At 67.8% G+C, this 17,136-nt stretch carries 22 protein-coding genes; 4 read left to right on the top strand and 18 right to left on the bottom strand.

From position 1 onward, the window contains the following. Window positions 1-28: 28 nt before the first annotated feature. A complete protein-coding gene (cysE, locus tag G8A07_RS16235; RefSeq protein WP_195793073.1) occupies window positions 29-805 on the top strand; it encodes a serine O-acetyltransferase in 777 nt (258 codons plus the stop codon). Between the two features lie 11 nt (window positions 806-816). Here the strand turns inward: cysE and G8A07_RS16230 are convergent, their stop codons facing one another. The 3 genes from G8A07_RS16230 to yjgA are packed head-to-tail and all read right to left on the bottom strand — an operon-like array spanning window position 817 to window position 2,433. Continuing rightward, the gene (locus G8A07_RS16230; RefSeq protein ID WP_195793072.1) at window positions 817-1,296 is read right to left on the bottom strand and encodes a peptidylprolyl isomerase; all 480 of its coding nucleotides are present in this window, start codon (window positions 1,294-1,296) and stop codon (window positions 817-819) included. Then, entirely contained in the window at window positions 1,293-1,874 is a 582-nt protein-coding gene (gene mog, locus G8A07_RS16225) for a molybdopterin adenylyltransferase (RefSeq protein ID WP_195797802.1), read from the bottom strand. Before mog ends, G8A07_RS16230 begins: the two co-directional genes overlap by 4 nt. Further along, entirely contained in the window at window positions 1,867-2,433 is a 567-nt protein-coding gene (yjgA, locus tag G8A07_RS16220) for a ribosome biogenesis factor YjgA (protein WP_195793071.1), read from the bottom strand. The genes mog and yjgA overlap by 8 nt, the downstream gene beginning before the upstream one ends. 41 nt (window positions 2,434-2,474) lie before the next feature. On the opposite strand from yjgA, the gene pmbA reads away from it, so the two are divergent. Beyond that, window positions 2,475-3,863, top strand: coding sequence for a metalloprotease PmbA (gene pmbA / locus G8A07_RS16215; RefSeq protein WP_195793070.1), 1,389 nt, complete (start codon window positions 2,475-2,477; stop codon window positions 3,861-3,863). Window positions 3,864-4,086: 223 nt separating this feature from the next. After that, the gene (locus tag G8A07_RS16210; protein ID WP_195793069.1) at window positions 4,087-5,172 is read left to right on the top strand and encodes a TRAP transporter substrate-binding protein; all 1,086 of its coding nucleotides are present in this window, start codon (window positions 4,087-4,089) and stop codon (window positions 5,170-5,172) included. A gap of 78 nt (window positions 5,173-5,250) precedes the next feature. Here G8A07_RS16210 and G8A07_RS16205 read toward each other — a convergent pair whose 3' ends face one another. From G8A07_RS16205 to G8A07_RS16170, 8 genes are all read right to left on the bottom strand, one after another. Then, on the bottom strand, window positions 5,251-5,757 hold the full coding sequence (locus G8A07_RS16205) for a hypothetical protein (protein WP_195793068.1): 507 nt from the start codon (window positions 5,755-5,757) through the stop codon (window positions 5,251-5,253). A 3-nt stretch (window positions 5,758-5,760) separates the two neighbouring features. After that, window positions 5,761-7,260 carry a TRAP transporter large permease subunit gene (locus G8A07_RS16200; protein ID WP_195793067.1) on the bottom strand — a complete coding sequence of 500 codons (1,500 nt, stop codon included), beginning with the start codon at window positions 7,258-7,260 and terminating at the stop codon, window positions 5,761-5,763. Then, entirely contained in the window at window positions 7,257-7,796 is a 540-nt protein-coding gene (locus G8A07_RS16195; protein WP_195793066.1) for a TRAP transporter small permease subunit, read from the bottom strand. The genes G8A07_RS16200 and G8A07_RS16195 overlap by 4 nt, the downstream gene beginning before the upstream one ends. Window positions 7,797-8,008: 212 nt before the next feature. Next, window positions 8,009-8,350: a TIGR01244 family sulfur transferase gene (locus G8A07_RS16190; protein ID WP_195793065.1), complete on the bottom strand. Its 342-nt coding sequence runs from the start codon at window positions 8,348-8,350 to the stop codon at window positions 8,009-8,011. A gap of 16 nt (window positions 8,351-8,366) precedes the next feature. Continuing rightward, window positions 8,367-8,813, bottom strand: a complete 447-nt coding sequence (locus G8A07_RS16185; protein WP_195793064.1) for a GatB/YqeY domain-containing protein — start codon at window positions 8,811-8,813, stop codon at window positions 8,367-8,369. Between the two features lie 109 nt (window positions 8,814-8,922). Further along, window positions 8,923-9,135: a 30S ribosomal protein S21 gene (rpsU, locus tag G8A07_RS16180; protein ID WP_007833691.1), complete on the bottom strand. Its 213-nt coding sequence runs from the start codon at window positions 9,133-9,135 to the stop codon at window positions 8,923-8,925. Window positions 9,136-9,281: 146 nt separating this feature from the next. Beyond that, the gene (locus tag G8A07_RS16175) at window positions 9,282-10,508 is read right to left on the bottom strand and encodes an NAD(P)/FAD-dependent oxidoreductase (protein ID WP_195793063.1); all 1,227 of its coding nucleotides are present in this window, start codon (window positions 10,506-10,508) and stop codon (window positions 9,282-9,284) included. 10 nt (window positions 10,509-10,518) lie between these two features. Next, entirely contained in the window at window positions 10,519-10,968 is a 450-nt protein-coding gene (locus G8A07_RS16170; protein WP_195793062.1) for an OsmC family protein, read from the bottom strand. Window positions 10,969-11,259: 291 nt separating this feature from the next. Here G8A07_RS16170 and G8A07_RS16165 point away from each other — a divergent pair, with 291 nt between their 5' ends. Continuing rightward, entirely contained in the window at window positions 11,260-12,288 is a 1,029-nt protein-coding gene (locus tag G8A07_RS16165; protein ID WP_195793061.1) for a sensor domain-containing diguanylate cyclase, read from the top strand. A 7-nt stretch (window positions 12,289-12,295) separates the two neighbouring features. Here the strand turns inward: G8A07_RS16165 and G8A07_RS16160 are convergent, their stop codons facing one another. From G8A07_RS16160 to G8A07_RS16130, 7 genes are all read right to left on the bottom strand, one after another. Beyond that, on the bottom strand, window positions 12,296-13,111 hold the full coding sequence (locus G8A07_RS16160; protein WP_195793060.1) for a sulfite exporter TauE/SafE family protein: 816 nt from the start codon (window positions 13,109-13,111) through the stop codon (window positions 12,296-12,298). Beyond that, complete coding sequence (locus tag G8A07_RS16155; RefSeq protein WP_195793059.1) at window positions 13,108-13,572, bottom strand: EVE domain-containing protein; 465 nt, start codon at window positions 13,570-13,572, stop codon at window positions 13,108-13,110. The genes G8A07_RS16160 and G8A07_RS16155 overlap by 4 nt, the downstream gene beginning before the upstream one ends. 247 nt (window positions 13,573-13,819) lie before the next feature. Next, window positions 13,820-14,140, bottom strand: a complete 321-nt coding sequence (locus G8A07_RS16150) for a cell division protein ZapA (protein WP_195793058.1) — start codon at window positions 14,138-14,140, stop codon at window positions 13,820-13,822. Window positions 14,141-14,145: 5 nt separating this feature from the next. Further along, the gene (gene zapB / locus G8A07_RS16145; RefSeq protein WP_195793057.1) at window positions 14,146-14,364 is read right to left on the bottom strand and encodes a cell division protein ZapB; all 219 of its coding nucleotides are present in this window, start codon (window positions 14,362-14,364) and stop codon (window positions 14,146-14,148) included. Between the two features lie 11 nt (window positions 14,365-14,375). After that, window positions 14,376-15,023, bottom strand: a complete 648-nt coding sequence (gene nth / locus G8A07_RS16140) for an endonuclease III (RefSeq protein ID WP_195793056.1) — start codon at window positions 15,021-15,023, stop codon at window positions 14,376-14,378. A gap of 31 nt (window positions 15,024-15,054) precedes the next feature. Next, window positions 15,055-15,735: an electron transport complex subunit RsxB gene (gene rsxB / locus G8A07_RS16135; RefSeq protein WP_249937017.1), complete on the bottom strand. Its 681-nt coding sequence runs from the start codon at window positions 15,733-15,735 to the stop codon at window positions 15,055-15,057. After that, window positions 15,732-17,030 (bottom strand): polyhydroxyalkanoate depolymerase, encoded by a 1,299-nt coding sequence (locus tag G8A07_RS16130; protein ID WP_195793055.1) that lies wholly within the window; start codon window positions 17,028-17,030, stop codon window positions 15,732-15,734. The genes rsxB and G8A07_RS16130 overlap by 4 nt, the downstream gene beginning before the upstream one ends. Window positions 17,031-17,136: the final 106 nt, after the last annotated feature.

The following is a 17,136-nucleotide window of genomic DNA, read 5'->3' as shown; positions in this document are numbered from 1 at the left end:
TTCTTTACTTTCTGCAACCCCAGTCCTCATGTTCCAGCGCCTTCGCGAAGACATTGCCTGCATCCTCGAGCGCGATCCGGCCGCCCGGTCGGCTTGGGAGGTGCTGAGCTGTTATCCGGGGCTGCACGCGCTGGTGCTGCACCGGCGCGCCCATTGGTGCTGGACCCATGGCCTGAAATGGCCGGGGCGTTTCATCTCGCATCTCTCGCGCTGGCTGACCGGCATCGAGATCCATCCGGGCGCGACGATCGGCCGCAAGGTCTTCATCGACCATGGCATGGGCGTCGTGATCGGCGAGATGGCCGAGATCGGCGATGGCTGCACGATCTACCAGGGCGTGACCCTGGGCGGCACCTCGCTGGTCAAGGGGGCCAAGCGGCATCCGACCCTGGAACCCGGCGTGATCGTCGGCGCCAATGCCTGCGTGCTGGGCGGCTTCACCGTCGGGGCCGGTGCGCGCGTCGGCTCGCTGGCGGTGGTCACCAAGCCGGTGCCGGCGGGCGCCACCGCGGTGGGCAACCCGGCGCGCATCATCGAGGCCAGGGCGGACGCGGAGCGCGAGGCCGCGGCGGCCAAGATGGGCTTCTCGGCCTATGGCGTGACGCAGAGCGACGACCCGCTGTCGCAGGCCCTGCGCGGCCTGATCGACAACGCGGCCGGCCAGGAGCACCAGATCGCGCTGCTGTGGAACGCGATCGAGACCCTGTCCAAGCGGGCCGCGGCCGAGAAGGACTGCCTGCCGGCCGATGCCGCCCGCGAGGAGAACTTCGAAGCCTCGAAGTTCAACCAACTGGTCGGCAAGTAGCCGAGCGCTTTTTAGTGGTGATGCCCGTGGTCGCCATGCGCGTGACCATGGGCCACTTCCTCGGCCGAGGCCGCGCGCACCGAGATCACCTTCAGCGTGACCGCCAGGCCAATGCCGGCCAGCGGGTGGTTGCCGTCCAGCAGCACCTGGCCGCCCTTGATCTTCACGACATTGAAGACCTGGGTCTGGCCGCTCTCGCTCTCGCGGATCTCCAGCTGACCGCCGACCTTGACGCCGGGCGGGAAGTCCTTCTTGGCGATCGAGCGCAGCAGGCTCTCGTCGCGCTGGCCGAAGGCGTTCTCCGGCGCCAGCTTCAGCGTGGTCTGGAAGCCGGCCTCCTGGCCCTCCAGCGCCGCCTCGATCGCCGGCAGGGTGTTGCCGTAGCCGCCGATCAGCACGGCGGCCGGCTCCTTCGAGTCCTCGATCAGGCGGCCGTTGGCGTCTGCCACCTTGAGCTTCAGGGTGGCGATGGTGTCTTTCGTGATCTTCATTGGGTTTTTTCGTTCTTGGTTCGAATGGCGCTTTTGGGGCGGAAGGCCTTGCAGACCTCAGCGCGGGTTTCCAGATAGGGCCCGCCGATCAGGTCGATGCAATAGGGCACGGCGGCGAAGATGCCGCTGGCTTTCTCATGGCCGGCCAGCGTCTCGGCGATCGCCTTGGGCTGGCCGGGCAGGTTGATGATCAGCGCCCGGCCGCGGATCACCGCGACCTGGCGCGACAGGATCGCGGTGGGCACGAAATGCAGCGAGATCTGGCGCATCTGCTCGCCGAAGCCGGGCATCTCGCGCTCGGCCACGTCCAGGGTCGCCTCGGGCGTGACGTCGCGCGGCGCCGGGCCGGTGCCGCCGGTGGTCAGCACCAGGTCGCACTTCGCCTCGTCGACCAGCTCGCGCAGGGTGGCGGCGATCTGCGCGCGCTCGTCGGGGATCAGGCGCGGCTGGAACTCGATCGGGTTCAGCAGCGCGGCCGACAGCCATTCCTGCAGCGCCGGCAGGCCCTTGTCCTCGTAGACGCCGCTGGAGGCGCGGTCGCTGATCGAGACGATGCCGATCCTGACCGGATCACTCATCATCGCCGGCCTCGGCCGCATCGCCGTCCGGCGCGACGCGCTTGCGCTCGGCCTTGATCAGCTGGAACAGCTCGCGATAGGCGCGGCCATTGCGCTGTTCCGGGGTGCCGGCGGCGTCCTTGCGGGCCGCGCGCACCAGGCTGCGCAGCTGCTGCATGTCGACCTGCGGATGCTCGGCGATGAAGGCCTGCAGCGCCTCGTCGTTGTCCAGCAGGCGCTCGCGCCAGCGCTCGGATTCGTGCAGGGCCAGGCTGTCCTGCGCATGGCCCAGCTTGAAGGCGGCCACCGCCTCGCGGATCGGCGCCGGATCGACCTTGCGCATCAGCTTGCCGATGTACTGCATCTGGCGGCGCTTGCCTTCGAAGTTGGTGATCTTCTTCGCGTCCTTCAGCGCGTCCAGCAGGATCTCCGGCAGGTCCAGCGGCTCGACGCGGCTGGCCGGCAGGGCCAGCAGGTCGTCGCCCAGCGCCTGCAGCTCGTGCATGTCGCGCTTCTTCTGGCTCTTGCTGGGACGCTCGTCGAAGTCGGCGTCGAAATCGTCATCGGGGAAATCGCTCATAAGTATGATTGTCGCCCACTCCGACTTTCCCGATCGACCCCATGTCTATCCGTTCCTCCTCCTCACCCGCAGCGCAAGCCGGCTTCGCCTACAGCCAGGAGCGCTTTCGCGAGCTGGTGGAGACGGTGCTGGCCGAGGCCAAGACCCTGGGCGCCAGCGATGCCGGGGCCGAGGTGTCCGAGGGCTGCGGCCTGTCGGTCTCGGTGCGCCGCGGCTCGGTCGAGAACGTCGAGCGCAACCGCGACAAGTCGCTGGGCATCAGCGTCTACCTGGGGCAGCGCCGCGGCAATGCCAGCACCTCCGACTTCTCGCCGCAGGCGCTGAAGGACACGGTGCGCGCCGCCTTCGACATCGCGCGCTTCACCGCCGAGGACCCGGTGGCCGGCCTGCCGGACGAGCAGGACCTGTCGCTGGACGCGGCCGCGCGTCCGCAGCTGGACCTGTTTCATCCCTGGGCGGTGGATGCCGAGCAGGCCGCCGCGCTGGCGCTGCGCTGCGAGGACGCGGCCTTCGCGACCGACCGCCGCATCACCAATTCAGAAGGCGCCGCGGTGTCGGCCCAGCAGTCGCATTTCTATGCGGCCAACACGCGCGGCTTCGGCGGCGGCTATGCGAGCTCGCGCCATTCGGTCTCGGTCGCGCCGATCGCCGGCCGCGGCGCCGGCATGCAGCGCGACGCCTGGTACAGCTCGATGCGCGATGCCACCGAGCTGGCGGCGCCGGAGGCGGTTGGCCGCTACGCCGCGGAGCGCGCGCTGTCGCGCCTGAAGGCGCGCAAGGTCAAGACGGCCGAGGTGCCGGTGCTGTTCGAGAACACGGTGGCCGCGGGCCTGCTGGGCGCGCTGGTGCAGGCGACCAGCGGCGGCGCGCTCTACCGCAAGGCCAGCTTCCTGCTCGACAGTCTGGGCCAGGGCGTGATGGCGCCGCATATCGACATCGACGAGGACCCGCACGAGGTCAAGGGCAAGGGCAGCGCGCCCTTCGACGACGAGGGCGTCGTGACCCGCGCGCGCAAGGTGGTCGAGGCCGGCGTGCTGCAGGGCTACTTCCTCTCCAGCTATTCGGCGCGCAAGCTGGGCCTGCGCACCACCGGCCATGCCGGCGGTTCGCACAACCTGCGCATGACGAGCCGCGTCACCGCGCCCGGCGACAACCTCGACACGATGCTGCGCCGCATGGGCCGCGGCCTGCTGGTCACCGAGCTGATGGGGCAGGGCGTCAACTACGTGACCGGCGACTACTCGCGCGGCGCCAGCGGCTACTGGGTCGAGAACGGCGAGATCGCCTTCCCGGTGCACGAGGTGACGATCGCCGGCAACCTGCGCCAGATGTTCCAGGAAATCGTCGGCATCGGCACCGACACCTACACCCTGGGCAGCAAGACCATCGGCTCGGTGCTGGTCGCGCGCATGAAGCTGGCGGGCAGCTGAGCCGCACCAGCGGCGGGATTTTGTGCGCGCGGCGGCGCGCCGATTTGCACGCGCGGTTCCGCGCGTCAGCCTGTTGAAAGCCTGCTGTTGACGGCTTTTCCGGTACTCCGAAAGAGGGCCGCTGTCACTCTGGTTTTCACGGGTTTCTCCCGGTCAGGCCCCGGAAGTCGACTCCTAGAATCGATGCGCTCTCAAGCATTCATCAATACGAGGAGATCAACTGATGGAGCGTCGTTCCTTTGTCAAGCAGGCCGGTCTGGCCGGCGTGCTGGCGGCCGGTGCCGCCCCGGCCGTCGTCAATGCCCAGGCCAATGTGCGCTGGCGCTTGGCGTCGAGCTTCCCGAAGTCGCTGGACACGATCTACGGCGGTGCCGAGGTGTTCGCGAAGGCGGTCAAGGCCATGTCGGGCGGCAAGTTCGAGATCTCGGTGCATGCCGGTGGCGAACTGATGCCCCCGTTCGGTGTGGTGGATGGCGTGCAGAACGCGACCGTCGAGATGGCCCACACCGTGCCGTACTACTTCTACGGCAAGGACCCGGCCTTCGCGCTCGGTTCGGCGATCCCCTTCGGCCTGAACTCGCGCCAGATGACGGCCTGGATGCTGCATGGCAACGGCCGCAAGCTGATGAACGAGTTCTACGCGAACTACAACATCGTCAGCTTCGCCGGTGGCAACACCGGTTGCCAGATGGGTGGCTGGTTCCGCAAGGAGATCAAGGCGCCGGCCGACTTCAAGGGCCTGAAGATGCGCCTGGGCGGTGGCCTGATCGGCGAGGTGATGCAGAAGCTCGGCGCGGTGCCGCAGAGCCTGCCCGGCGGCGAGATCTATCAGGCGCTGGAGAAGGGCACGATCGATGCGGCCGAATGGGTCGGCCCCTACGACGACCAGAAGCTGGGCTTCAACAAGGTCGCGCCGTTCTACTACTACCCCGGCTGGTGGGAAGGCGGTCCCGAGGTGGACTTCTTCATCAACCAGAAGGCCTATGACGCCCTGTCGGCCGAGTACAAGGCCATCATCGACGCCGCCTCGGCGCTGGCGCATACCGACATGCTGGCCAAGTACGACGCGCTGAACCCGACCGCGCTGAAGCAACTGGTCGGTGCCAAGACCCAGCTCAAGCCTTTCTCGCAAGCGGTGCTGGATGCGTCCTTCAAGGCCTCGATGGAGGTGTTCGAAGCCAACGGCGCGAAGAGCCCGGCCTGGAAGAAGATCTACGCCGACCTGCGCACCTTCCAGCGCGACCAGGTGCTGTGGTTCAAGTTCGCCGAGAACCGCTTCGACAACTTCATGGCGCAGCAGAAGCTGTAAACCCGGCGGGGCGAAAGCCCCGTCCCAAACAAAAAGAGCAGCCCGCGAGCTGCTCTTTCTTCTTGTATTGCCGGGAGTTCAGCGCGGCGAGGGCGGCTCGCCCAGGCCCAGGCGGCGCGCCAGCGCCAACACCGCCGGGTCGGCGATGTGGAAGGTGTAGAGCCCGCGGCCGCGCACCTTGACCATCAGGCGCGGTGCGATCAGCCAGGCCAGGCCCGGCAGATGGATCAGCTTGGCCTGGTGCACATCGGCCAGCGCGACCTCCTTGGTCCACAGCCAGCGCTGGCGGATATGGGTCATGCTGATCGAGGTGCGGCTCTTCAGCATGCCGACGTAGCAACTCACTAGCACCAGCACGACCGACAGCAGGAAACCGATGGCGCCGGCGTCGAGCTTCGCGCCGGCGATCTCGTCGGCGGCGCGCCAGCCCCAGACCAAGAGGGCCAGCATCATCGCGCTGGCCAGCAGCCGGGTGGTCAGCGGGAAGGAGGGGCCCTCCGCGCTGAGTTCTTCGCCGGCCTCCGCAGCAGGAGGGTCCGGCAGCGCGGGCAGGGTGGGGATGGCGTCCTGCGACATCATCGTCATCGCCTACTGCGAGGCCGCGCTGGCGGGCTCGGCCGACGGGGCCAGGTCGTCGAGGCTGGGTGCCGGCTCGTCCGTGCTGGGCATCAGCGGCTCGGTGTCGGGCATCACCACCTTGTCCAGGTCCACCACCTCGGGCTTGTCCAGGAATACCGTCACCGTCTGCGGCACGAAGATCACGATCACCACCAGCAGCAGCTGCAGGAACACGAAGGGCACCGAGCCGAGGTAGATGTCCTTGGACTCCACCTTGCGCGGCAGGCCGCCGTTCTTGAACAGGGTGTCGGAGATGCCGCGCAGGTAGAACAGCGCGAAGCCGAAGGGCGGGTGCATGAAGCTGGTCTGCATGTTGACGCACAGCAGCACACCGAACCAGATCATGTCGATGCCCAGCTTGTCCGCCACCGGCCCCAGCAGCGGCAGGATGATGAAGGCGATCTCGAAGAAGTCGAGGAAGAAGGCCAGGAAGAAGACGAACAGGTTGACGACGATCAGGAAGCCGGTCTGGCCGCCGGGCAGGCCGGTCAGCATATGCTCGATCCACTTGGCGCCGTCGACGCCCTGGAACACCAGCGAGAACACGCGCGAGCCGATCAGGATGAAGACCACCATCGCGGTGATGCGCATCGTGCCGGCCAGGCTGCCGACCAGCAGCGGCCAGGTCAGGCGGCGGTGCAGCGCGGCCAGGATGAAGGCGCCGACCGCGCCCATCGCGCCGGCCTCGGTCGGGGTGCAGATCGCCTTGCTGATGCCGGGCAGGCCGCCCATGCTGCCCAGCACCGCGAAGATCAGTACGGCCGAGGGGATGATGCCGCGCAGGCATTTCTTCCACAATGCCCAGCCCTGCAGGGTGCGCGCCTCGGGGGGCAGGCCCGGCAGGTAGCTGGGCTTCAGGCGGGTCAGGATGAAGGTGTAGATCGCGAAGATCAACACCTGCAGCACCGAGGGGCCCCAGGCGCCCTTGTACATGTCGCCGACCGAGCGGCCCAGCTGGTCGGCCATCACGACCAGCACCAGCGAGGGCGGCACCAGCTGCGTGATGGTGCCGGAGGCGGCCAGCACGCCGGTGGCGTAGCGCATGTTGTAGCCGTAGCGCATCATCACCGGCAGCGCGATCATCGCCATCGCGATCACCTGGCCGGCCACCGTGCCGGTGATCGCGCCGAGGATGAAGCCCACCACGATCACCGCATAGCCCAGGCCGCCGCGCACCGGGCCGAACAGCTGGCCCATCGAATCCAGCAGATCCTCGGCCAGCCCGCATTTCTCCAGGATGGCCCCCATCAAGGTGAAGAAGGGGATCGCCAGCAGCAGCTCATTGGACAGGATGCCCAGCACATTGAGCGGCAGATTGGCCATGAAGGCGGGCGGGAACCAGCCGGCCTCGATCGCGACGAAACCGCACAGCAGGCCGAGCGCGGCCAGCGAGAAGGCCACCGGGAAGCCGATCAACATCACGATGATCAGCCCCGCGAACATCAGCGGGGCAAAACTCTCCATGCTCATTGCAGCGGCCTCTCGTAATGCGTGTCCATGTCGAACTTGTGGGCGAGCCAGCCGATGCGCTTGATCGCCTCGGACAGGCCCTGCAGGATCAGCAGGCCGAAGCCCAGCGGGATCAGCAGCATCACCGGCCAGCGGATCAGGCCGCCGGCGTTGTTGGACATCTCACCGGTCTCGTACATGCGCACGAACATCGGCCAGGAGAGATAGAGCATCGCCACCATCACCGGCAGCAGGAAGAACAGCAAGCCCAGCAGGTCCACCCAGACCTTCATGCGGGTCGGGTAGCGGCCGTACAGCACATCCACGCGCACATGCTCGTTCAGGCGCAGCACCTGCGAGGCGCCCAGCATCACCGCGCCGGCGAACAGGTACCACTGGATCTCGAGGAGGGCGTTGGAGCTGTAGTCCAGCGCATAGCGCACCACGGCATTGGCGGCGCTGATCAGGCAGGCCGCCAGCACGGCCCATTTGGCGATTGCGCCGAACCGGTCGTTCAGCGCATCGATCCATCTGGCCAAGGCCAAGAGGGGTTTCATTCGGACTCCTTGCCGGGCGCCGGGCCCGGCGGCAAATCGAACTTCGGAACTGCTCGCAGCAGACCCCGGGCAGGAGTCTGCGAGCAAACCGAAGAGGATAGCAATGGAGTCCCGGCCGCCGAGGGGAAATGGGCTAGGGATACACCCTGAGCGTTGCGGCGCCTGCGCGCAAGCTGGGTGTCAGCCGGCTGTGCCGCCGGCTGCCGTTGTCGTCAGAGCTGGCTGGCCGCGCCGAACAGCTTGGTCGAGCGGGCGCCCGATCGGCAGAAGGCCAGGATCGGCCGCGGCAGGCTGTCCAGCAGCTCGCGGAAGGCGGCGATCTCCTCCGGCGACTGGTAGGCGCCGTTGACCGGCAGATGCCGGTATTCCAGGCCGGCGGCGCGCGCCGCGGCCTCGATCTGCGCGCTGGTCGGCTGCTCCGGGCCGCCCTCGAAATCGGGGCGGTTGTTGATCACGCTGCGAAAGCCCGCGGCGGCGGCCTCGGCCATCGCGGCCGGTTCCAGCTGCGGGGCGACGCAGAACTCGGGATTCAAGGCTTGCAGGGGCAGGCTCATGGTGCAGTGCTCCGGATCAGGGGTTGAGGGCCTTCTTGACCGCGGCGGACACCAGGCCCATGTCGGCCTTGCCGGCCAGCTGGGTCTTCACCGCGCCCATCACCTTGCCCATGTCGCCGGGGCCCTTGGCGCCCAGCTCGGCGACGATGGCATTGACCGCGGCCTGGATCTCCTCGGCCGACAGGCGCGCCGGCAGATAGGTCTCCAGCACGACCAGCTCGGCCTGCTCCTTGTCGGCCAGGTCCTGGCGGCCGGCGGCGGTGAACTGGCTGATCGAGTCCTTGCGCTGCTTGATCAGCTTGTCGATGATGGCCACCAGCGCCACATCGTCCACCACGATGCGCTCGTCCACTTCCTTCTGCTTCACGGCGGCCAGCAGCATGCGGATCGTGCCCAGGCGTTCGGTCTCCTTGGCGCGCATGGCGGATTTCATGTCTTCGGTAATGCGGTCTTTCAGGCTCATGGCAGGGTTCTCGTGGCGATGCTGGAATTAGAAAAGAAAAAGCCCGCGGCAGCGTCCTGCGCGGGCTTTCTCTGGCTGTATTCGGTGGCTGCGTGGCAGCCTGCCGGAATCAGTACAGCTTCTTGGGCAGCTGCATGCTGCGCACGCGCTTGTAGTGGCGCTTGACGGCGGCGGCCTTCTTGCGCTTGCGTTCGGCGGTGGGCTTCTCGTAGAACTCGCGGGCGCGCAGGTCGGTCAGCAGGCCCAGCTTTTCGATGGTGCGCTTGAAGCGGCGCAGGGCAACATCAAACGGCTCGTTCTCTTTGACGCGAATGGTGGTCATGAAACTCAGTTTCCTTCATTAAGCGCTCGGTGTTCGCTAAGCCTTCATCACTCTTTCGAGCAGGCCTTAAGCAGAAATATCCGGATTCTGCTTCCGAATCGACGCGCAGGGGTTTGCTAGCAAAGACGGCGAGTATAACCATAAATTCAGGATATGGCCAGAGCCTCGGTCTGCGACGCCACGGCACGGGCGCAGGCGGCCGCGCTGGCCCAGGCCCATTGGAAGTTGTAGCCGCCCAGCCAGCCGGTCACGTCGACCACCTCACCGATGAAATGCAGGCCCGGCACCTTCTTGCTTTCCAGGCTCTGCGAGCTGAGCTCGCGGGTGTCGACGCCGCCGCGCATCACCTCGGCCTTGCGCCAGCCCTCGCTGCCGTCGGGTGTCAGCTGCCAGGCCTGTAACTGCTCGGCCAGACGCTGCAGATCCTTGTCCTTGCAGTCGGCCATCGGGCGGTTGCCGGGCAGGGCCAGGCGCGCGAGCCAGGCCTGGGCCAGGCGGCTGGGCAGCAGCTCGGCCAGCTCGTTGCCGAGCTGGCGCTTGGAGCCGTTCTTGGCGTTCAGCAGGGCCGGCGCCAGTTGCTGCTCGGGCGCAAGGTCCAGGCTCAGTGCCTGCCCCTCATGCCAGAAGCTGGAGATCTGCAGGATCGCCGGGCCGCTCAGGCCGCGGTGGGTGAACAGCAGGTCCTCGTGGAAACGGGTGCGCTGCTTGCCGGCGCCGGTGCTGACGACCACCGGCAGCGACAGCCCGGCCAGCTCGGCGAACGGCGCCCAGTCGGCCGGCGCGAAGGTCAGCGGCACCAGGGCCGGACGCGGCTCGACGATGCTGTGGCCCAGGCGCTGGGCCAGGCGCAAGCCCCAGTCGCTGGCGCCGATCTTCGGGATCGACAGGCCGCCGGTCGCGATCACCAGCCGCGTGGTGCGCAGCGAGCCGGCGCTGCTGTCCAGCTCGAAACCACCGCCGGCCAGCGGCCGCACATCGGCCACGGTGCAAGGCTGCCAGCGCTGCACGCCGCCGGCCTCGCATTCGCGCAGCAGCATCTGGATGATCTGCTCGCTGGAGTCGTCGCAGAACAGCTGGCCCTTGTGTTTCTCGTGGAAGGCGATGCCATGCTTCCTGACCAGTCCGATGAAGTCCTGCGCGCTGTAGCGGGCCAGGGCCGAGCGGCAGAAGTTCGGGTTCTCCGACAGGAAGTTGGCCGGGCCGGCCTCGCGGTTGGTGAAGTTGCAGCGGCCGCCGCCGGAGATGCGGATCTTCTCCGCCAGCTTGCTCGCATGGTCCAGCAGCAGCACGTGCTGGCCGAGTTGACCGGCGATGCCGGCGCAGAACAGGCCGGCCGCGCCGGCGCCGACGACGATCAGGTCAAACGACTGCATGCCCCGCGCCTTACTTCAGCTGCACGCCGTCGGCGTCGAACACGCTGACCTGCACCGGAATGCCGGCACGCACGCTCTGGGTGACGGTGCAGTAGTCCTCGAACTGCTCCAGCACCCGCTCCAGATGGGCCAGGCTGGCCGCCGGCACGCCCAGGCGCAGACGGGCGTGGATCGCGAGCACGCGCATGCGGCCCTGTTCGTTGCGACCCACCGTTGTCTCCAGCTCGCAACTCAGCGGCTCGGGGTTCTGCTTGAATTTGCGCAGAGCGAACAGCAGTGAGTTGCTCAGGCAGGTGCCGACCGCGGTGCCGAGCAGCTGCACCGGCGAGGGGCCGGCGGACTGGCCCAGCGGCGGCGGCTCGTCGGACAGCAGGCTGGTTTCGACGCCCTCAAAGCGGGCCTCGAACTGGTGGTTGCTGCGTTGTTGCAGATGTCCGCGGATCGTCTGCTGGTCGGCCATCGTGGTTCCTTGGGTGTCCCGGCGTGGGAGGTGGGAGGGGAGCCCGGTATTGTAGGTTTGAGGTGTCGGGCGCCTCGTTTGCCCGGTCCGGCTCGGGCGCTACCCCGCGGATAGGGTGAGTTCGGTTCTGGCCCTCGGGATCTTCGCTACCATTCAAGCTAGGGGGTGAGCTGCGAACAGGGGATGCCTCGTACTTGCCGCCGTCTGCGCAAGCCCTCTACATTGCTCCAACCCGCCGGTGCCAGACCTTGCCGTCGCGCCGTCTTCCCCGCTACGCCCTGCCAGGATTTCATGGATACATCTGCCGCCCTGCACTCCGGTGCATCGCCCCAAGCCAGCGATGCCTGGTTTGCCAGCCTGAGTCTGGCGGACCATGAGCTGGCGAACGGCGTGCTGGGCCTGGTCGAGCCGCTGGGTCTGCTGGTGACGGTGAAGTCGCTCGCCACCGGCCGCTATGTGCATGGCAGCGCCGGCATGGCGGCCCTGTTCGAGCGCCATGAGGCGGGCATCGTCGGCGCCGGCGACAACGAGCTGATGCGTCCCGACGAGGTGCTGGCGATGCGCCGCGCCGAGCAGGCGGTGATGGCGCAGCGCACCGTGGTGGTCAGCGAGCATCGGCTGGAGCTGGGCGGGCGCCGGCGCGAATTCGCGGTCACCCGCGTGCCACTGGGCGGCGAGCATGTGATGGCGATGTGGGCCGAGCGCACCGAGGAGCGCCATCGCGAGACCCATCTGCAGCGCGCGCTGAACCAGATCGAGCAGCAGCAAAAGGCGCTGGAGCAGATCCGGCGTGAGATGCAGCAAGGCAGCGGCCGCGACGATGTGTCCGGCCTGTACCTGCGGGCCCAGTTCGACGACCAGCTGCTGCGCGAGATCGACCTGTCAACCCGCGAGCACCGTGAGTTCGCGCTGGTGCTGATCGCGCTGGATCCGGCCTCGGCCGCGATCCAGGCGCTGGGCCCGGAGGCGCATCAGCGCATGCTGGAAGGCTTGGGGCGCATGCTGCGCGCCAATACCCGGGCGATGGATGCGGCCTGCCGTGTCGGCGAGCATACCTTCGCGGTGCTGCTGTCGGGCGTCGGGCTGGCGACAGCCCATGCCCGCATGGAGCAGCTGCGTCGCCAATGTACCGCGCAGATCGTGGTGCTGAACGGCCAGGATCTTGGCCTGTCGCTGTCGATGGGTGTGGCCAGTTTCCCGCATACCGCGTCCAAGCAGGACGAGTTGCTGAAGGCCAGCGAGACCGCGGTGCAGGAGGCTCAGCGCCGCGGCGGCAACCAGGTGGTGCTGGCGCCGATCCCCTTCGGGAACCTCGGCTGACGGCGGCTCAGCCGGCCAGGCCCTTGTAGAACATATAGGCGGCCAGCACGAACAGCAGCAGCGCGAAGGCGCGCTTGAGTTGCTTCACATTCATCGCATGCGCCGCCTTGGCGCCCAGCGGCGCCATCGTGACGCTGGCCGCGGCGATCACGGCCAGGGCCGGTAGGAACAGGTAGCCGAACGCGCCGGGCAGGGTGGGCGGCAGGTTCCAGCCGCCGATCAGATAGCCCAGGGTGTTGGCCAGCGCGATCGGGAAGCCCAGCGCGGCGCTGGTGGCCACCGCGTTGTGCATCGCCACATTGCACCAGGTCATGAAGGGCACCGAGACGAAGCCGCCGCCGGCGCCCACCAGGCCCGACAGCAGGCCGATGCCGGTGCCGGCGCCGATCTGGCCGGCGGTGCCGGGCATCTGGCGGCTCGGGGCGGGCTTCTTGTCCAGCAGCATCTGGAAGGCCGAGAAGCTGACGAAGCCGGCGAAGAACAGCGCCAGCCAGGCGCCCTTGAGCAGCGCGAAGATGCCGGCGCCGGCGATCAGGCCGCCGAGCAGGATGCCGGGCGCCATGCCGCGCACCAAGTCCCAGCGCACCGCGCCGCGCTTGTGGTGCGCGCGCACACTGGAGATCGAGGTGAACATGATGGTCGCCATCGAGGTGGCGATCGCCATCTTGACCGCCATGTCGCCGGTCACGCCCTGCTTGGACAGCATCCAGGTCAGGAAGGGCACCATCAGCATGCCGCCGCCGATGCCCAGCAGGCCCGCGAGAAAGCCGGAGCACAGGCCGAGCGCCAGCAGCTCGGCCAGGAACAAGGGATCGAGATTCATCGGGAGGGGGAGTCGAGCAATTGCAGGAGGCGGGCCCATTCGGCGGCGCTGACCGGCGTGATCGACAGCCGGTTGCCCGGCTGCAGCGTCCGCATCTGGGCCAGCGCCGCGTCGGCGCGCATTTCGGGCAGGCCCAGGAGCCGGGTCTTGCGCAGGAAGCGCACGTCCACATGCTGCCAGCGCGGCGCCTCGGGGTCCGACTTGGGGTCGTGATAGGGGCTCTTGGGGTCGAACTGGGTGGCGTCGGGGTAGGCGGTGCTGCAGACCTCGGCCAGCCCTGCGATGCCCGGCTGGGGGCAGGAGGAGTGGTAGAACAGCACCCCGTCGCCGATGCGCATGCCGTCGCGCATGAAGTTGCGGGCCTGGTAGTTGCGCACCCCGGTCCAGGGCACCCGACCCAGGCGCTGCAGATCGTCGATCGAGACCTCGTCGGGCTCGGACTTCATCAACCAGTAGTTCATGTGTCCTGTTCTTGTGAGGGTGTCCACCGCGAGCCGTGAGCCGCATTCCTGAACCCAGGGGATTCAGGTGGGCGAGGTCAACCGGGCTTCGGGTTCATCTGACGCGAGACGATCACGCCCGCCGGGCATTTTCCAAGCCCTTGCTCGTAGAGCATCGGTTCAAGGAAATATAGAACTCACGCGAACGCGATGGACCGGGCCATTCTAAGCGCTATACCGAGAACGCGCGTGACAGCCCCGGGTCCGTTCAGAGCAGTTGGCCGTCGTGGCCCAGGGCCTCGTCCAGGCGGCGGATCAGCGCCTCCAGCTCGGCGGGCACGGTCTCGGTGGCCGGCGCGGCGGCCACCGCTGCGGCAGCGGCGGTGGCCGGGCCTTCGGCCAGCTGGTAGGCCAGGTTCAGCGCGGCCAGCACCGCGATGCGCTCGCGCGCCTTGACCTTGCCGGCGTCGCGGATCGCACTCATCTCACGGTCCACCTGGGAAACGGCGTTCTTGAGCGTTGACTCGCCGCCCTCGGGGCAGCCGAGCAGATAGCTCTGGCCCATGATGGTGACTTCCATTTGTTTCATATCGACTACTTCTCGTGCTTCACGGCTTCGCTATCGTCGACGGGCAGACGCTCCAGCAGGGCATCGATGCGCTGGCGCGCGGCACCCAGGCGCGCGCGCAGGCTGTCGCGCTCCTGGCTGACCGACTGCAGCTGGTCCTGCAGCAGCGCATTGGTGCGCTGAAGCTCCTCATGGCGCAGCAGCAGGCGCTCGACGCGGTCGAGCAGATCGGTGATGCTAGGCATGACTTCCCATCTCAAGCGATATTGCGGTCCATTGTAGAGGCCGGGTAATCGCAGTACGGCCGCACCTGGCAGCGCTCGCACAGCGGGCGGCGCGCCTGGCAGATGTAGCGGCCATGCAGGATCAGCCAGTGATGCGCGTCGACCAGATATTCGGCCGGCACGCGCTTGAGCAGCGCCTGCTCGACCTCCAGCACGTTCTTGCCCGGCGCCAGGCCGGTACGGTTGCCGAGGCGGAAGATATGCGTGTCCACCGCCATCGTCGGCTCGCCGAAGGCGACGTTGAGCACCACATTGGCGGTCTTGCGGCCGACGCCGGGCAGGGCCTCCAACGCCTCGCGCGAGCGCGGCACCCGGCCGCCATGCAGCTCGATCAGCATGCGGCAGGTCTTGATCAGGTTGGCGGCCTTGGTGCGGTACAGGCCGATGGTCTTGATGTAGTCGGCCAGACCTTGCTCGCCCAGCGCCAGGATCCGGGCCGGCGTGTTGGCGATGGGGAACAGCCGGCGGGTGGCCTTGTTGACGCCGACATCGGTGGCCTGGGCCGACAGCAGCACGGCGGCCAGCAACTCGAACACGCTGGAATACTCCAGCTCGGTCTGCGGCGAGGGGTTGGCGGCCTTCAGGGTGGCGAAGAAGCCCTCGATAGCTTGTTCATTCATGGGCGGGCATTGTGCCCGCTGGCGAGTGTGCTCAGGCCTCGCCGCGCTTGGCGCGGGCGCGCGCCAGCGCGGCCTCGATCATCGCGCGCTTGCGGTCCAGCAGGGCCGGATCGGTGATCTGGCTGGCGGCGGGCAGGTCGGCCAGCTTGGCCTCGGCCTTGGCCTGCAGGCGCGCATCGTTCTCGCGCTTGTCTCGCTCGATGCGCTGCTGGCGAAAGCGGTAGCGCTGCAGCGCCTCATCGGCCTGCGGGGCGCTCCAGGCCGACCAGCCGGTGGCCTCGCCGCTGGCATTGACCAGCGAGATGCAGTCCACCGGGCAGGCCGGGATGCAGAGCTCGCAGCCGGTGCATTGCGCGGCGACGATCAGATGCATCTGCTTGGGCGCGCCGACGATGCAGTCGGCCGGGCAGGCCTTGATGCACAGGGTGCAGCCGATGCACCAGTCCTCATCGATCACCGCCAGCTGGCGCGGCGCCTCCAGCCCATGTTCCGGGCTCAGCGGCAGGGCGGGGCGGCCGGTCAGGGCGGCCAGGCGCCGCACACCCTCGGCGCCGCCGGGCGGGCATTGGTTGATCTCGGCCCGGCCCTCGGCGATCGCCTCGGCATAGGTCTGGCAGTCGGGATAGCCACAGCGGGTGCACTGGGTCTGCGGCAGGGCGGCGGTCAGCCGCTCGACCAGGCCGCCGGTCGGCTCTGCGGGGATCGGGTTCAAGCGCCGTTCTTCTTCCTGCTGCGGCGCGCCGGGGCGGCCGTGCCCAGCGGGGCCTGGTCGTACTTGGCGATGAAGTCGCGGATGGTCGGGTAGACCTTCTCGCGCCAGCGCCGGCCCGAGAAGATGCCGTAATGGCCGGCGCCGATCGCGTCGTAATGGGCCTGGTGCTGGGCCGGGATGCCGGAGCACAGCTCATGGGCGGCCTTGGTCTGGCCGGCGCCGGAGATGTCGTCCAGCTCGCCCTCGACGGTCAGCAGCGCGGTGCCGGTGATGTCCTGCGGACGCACCAGCTCACCATCGACCGCCCAGGTGCCGTTGACCAGGGCGAAGTCCTGGAACACGGTCTTGATCGTGTCCAGATAGTACTCGGCCGGCATGTCCAGCACCGCGTTGTACTCGTCGTAGAAGGTACGGTGCGCCTCGACGCTGTCGTCGTCGCCGCGCACCAGGTCCAGGAAATAGTCGTAATGCGAGCTCAGGTGGCGGTCCGGGTTCATCGCGACGAAGCCGGTGTGCTGCAGGAAGCCGGGATAGACCTCGCGGCCGGCGCCCGGGTAGTTGGTCGGCACGCGGTAGATCACATTGTTCTCGAACCAGCTGAAGCTGCGGTTCATCGCCAGGTTGTTGACCGCGGTCGGGCTCTTGCGGGCGTCGATCGGGCCGCCCATCATGGTCATCGAGCGCGGCGTGGTCTCGCCGCGCGAGGCCATCAGCGAGATCGCGGCCAACACCGGCACGGTGGGCTGGCAGACCGAGATCACATGGCAGTCGGACGCGTCGATATGGCGGATGAACTCCTGCACATAGGCGATGTAGTCGTCCAGATGGAAGGGGCCCGCCTCCAGCGGCACCATGCGGGCGTCGGTCCAGTCGGTGATATAGACCTTGTGGTCCTTCAGCAACTGGCGCACGGTGTCGCGCAGCAGGGTGCTGTGGTGGCCCGACAGCGGCGCCACCACCAGCACGGTCGGCTGGTCCTTCATCTTGGACAGCACCGCCAGGTCATCGGTGTAGCGCTTGAAGCGCAGCAGCCGGCAGAAGGGCTTCTCCAGCGGCACCAGTTCCTGCACCGCGACATCGACGTCGTCGACCTCGACGCTGCGGATGTTGAACTCCGGCTTCTCGTACTCCTTGGCCAACCGGTGCATCAGATCCAGGCCTGCCGACACGCGCTGCGACAGCGGGCCATGGGCGAAGGGCGACAGCGGGTGGCTGTAGAGCTTGGCCGAGGCGCTGGCGAACTCCGCGAAGGGGCTCATCAGCGCGCGCTGGGTTTCGTAGAACTGATACAGCATGGTCGGACCTCGCAAGACGGGCTGGGGGCTGGGGCTTGTAATGTCAACAATACTGCCAGAATTTGTGCGGCGCAGCATGACTAGGGTTCGCCGAGCGGCAAACCCG

This window comes from Roseateles sp. DAIF2 (assembly GCF_015624425.1).
GTDB lineage: Bacteria > Pseudomonadota > Gammaproteobacteria > Burkholderiales > Burkholderiaceae_C > Kinneretia.
Note: the sequence above shows the minus strand (reverse complement) of the source record. Positions and strands in the feature narration are given on the sequence as shown.

Excerpts from the sequence above, each read along its gene's own strand:
- cysE (WP_195793073.1), top strand. The coding sequence starts at position 29 with ATGTTCCAGCGCCTTCGCGAAGACATTGCCTGCATCCTCGAGCGCGAT.
- G8A07_RS16230 (WP_195793072.1), bottom strand. The coding sequence starts at position 1,296 with ATGAAGATCACGAAAGACACCATCGCCACCCTGAAGCTCAAGGTGGCA.
- mog (WP_195797802.1), bottom strand. The coding sequence starts at position 1,874 with ATGAGTGATCCGGTCAGGATCGGCATCGTCTCGATCAGCGACCGCGCC.
- yjgA (WP_195793071.1), bottom strand. The coding sequence starts at position 2,433 with ATGAGCGATTTCCCCGATGACGATTTCGACGCCGACTTCGACGAGCGT.
- pmbA (WP_195793070.1), top strand. The coding sequence starts at position 2,475 with ATGTCTATCCGTTCCTCCTCCTCACCCGCAGCGCAAGCCGGCTTCGCC.
- G8A07_RS16210 (WP_195793069.1), top strand. The coding sequence starts at position 4,087 with ATGGAGCGTCGTTCCTTTGTCAAGCAGGCCGGTCTGGCCGGCGTGCTG.
- G8A07_RS16205 (WP_195793068.1), bottom strand. The coding sequence starts at position 5,757 with ATGACGATGATGTCGCAGGACGCCATCCCCACCCTGCCCGCGCTGCCG.
- G8A07_RS16200 (WP_195793067.1), bottom strand. The coding sequence starts at position 7,260 with ATGAGCATGGAGAGTTTTGCCCCGCTGATGTTCGCGGGGCTGATCATC.
- G8A07_RS16195 (WP_195793066.1), bottom strand. The coding sequence starts at position 7,796 with ATGAAACCCCTCTTGGCCTTGGCCAGATGGATCGATGCGCTGAACGAC.
- G8A07_RS16190 (WP_195793065.1), bottom strand. The coding sequence starts at position 8,350 with ATGAGCCTGCCCCTGCAAGCCTTGAATCCCGAGTTCTGCGTCGCCCCG.
- G8A07_RS16185 (WP_195793064.1), bottom strand. The coding sequence starts at position 8,813 with ATGAGCCTGAAAGACCGCATTACCGAAGACATGAAATCCGCCATGCGC.
- rpsU (WP_007833691.1), bottom strand. The coding sequence starts at position 9,135 with ATGACCACCATTCGCGTCAAAGAGAACGAGCCGTTTGATGTTGCCCTG.
- G8A07_RS16175 (WP_195793063.1), bottom strand. The coding sequence starts at position 10,508 with ATGCAGTCGTTTGACCTGATCGTCGTCGGCGCCGGCGCGGCCGGCCTG.
- G8A07_RS16170 (WP_195793062.1), bottom strand. The coding sequence starts at position 10,968 with ATGGCCGACCAGCAGACGATCCGCGGACATCTGCAACAACGCAGCAAC.
- G8A07_RS16165 (WP_195793061.1), top strand. The coding sequence starts at position 11,260 with ATGGATACATCTGCCGCCCTGCACTCCGGTGCATCGCCCCAAGCCAGC.
- G8A07_RS16160 (WP_195793060.1), bottom strand. The coding sequence starts at position 13,111 with ATGAATCTCGATCCCTTGTTCCTGGCCGAGCTGCTGGCGCTCGGCCTG.
- G8A07_RS16155 (WP_195793059.1), bottom strand. The coding sequence starts at position 13,572 with ATGAACTACTGGTTGATGAAGTCCGAGCCCGACGAGGTCTCGATCGAC.
- G8A07_RS16150 (WP_195793058.1), bottom strand. The coding sequence starts at position 14,140 with ATGAAACAAATGGAAGTCACCATCATGGGCCAGAGCTATCTGCTCGGC.
- zapB (WP_195793057.1), bottom strand. The coding sequence starts at position 14,364 with ATGCCTAGCATCACCGATCTGCTCGACCGCGTCGAGCGCCTGCTGCTG.
- nth (WP_195793056.1), bottom strand. The coding sequence starts at position 15,023 with ATGAATGAACAAGCTATCGAGGGCTTCTTCGCCACCCTGAAGGCCGCC.
- G8A07_RS16130 (WP_195793055.1), bottom strand. The coding sequence starts at position 17,030 with ATGCTGTATCAGTTCTACGAAACCCAGCGCGCGCTGATGAGCCCCTTC.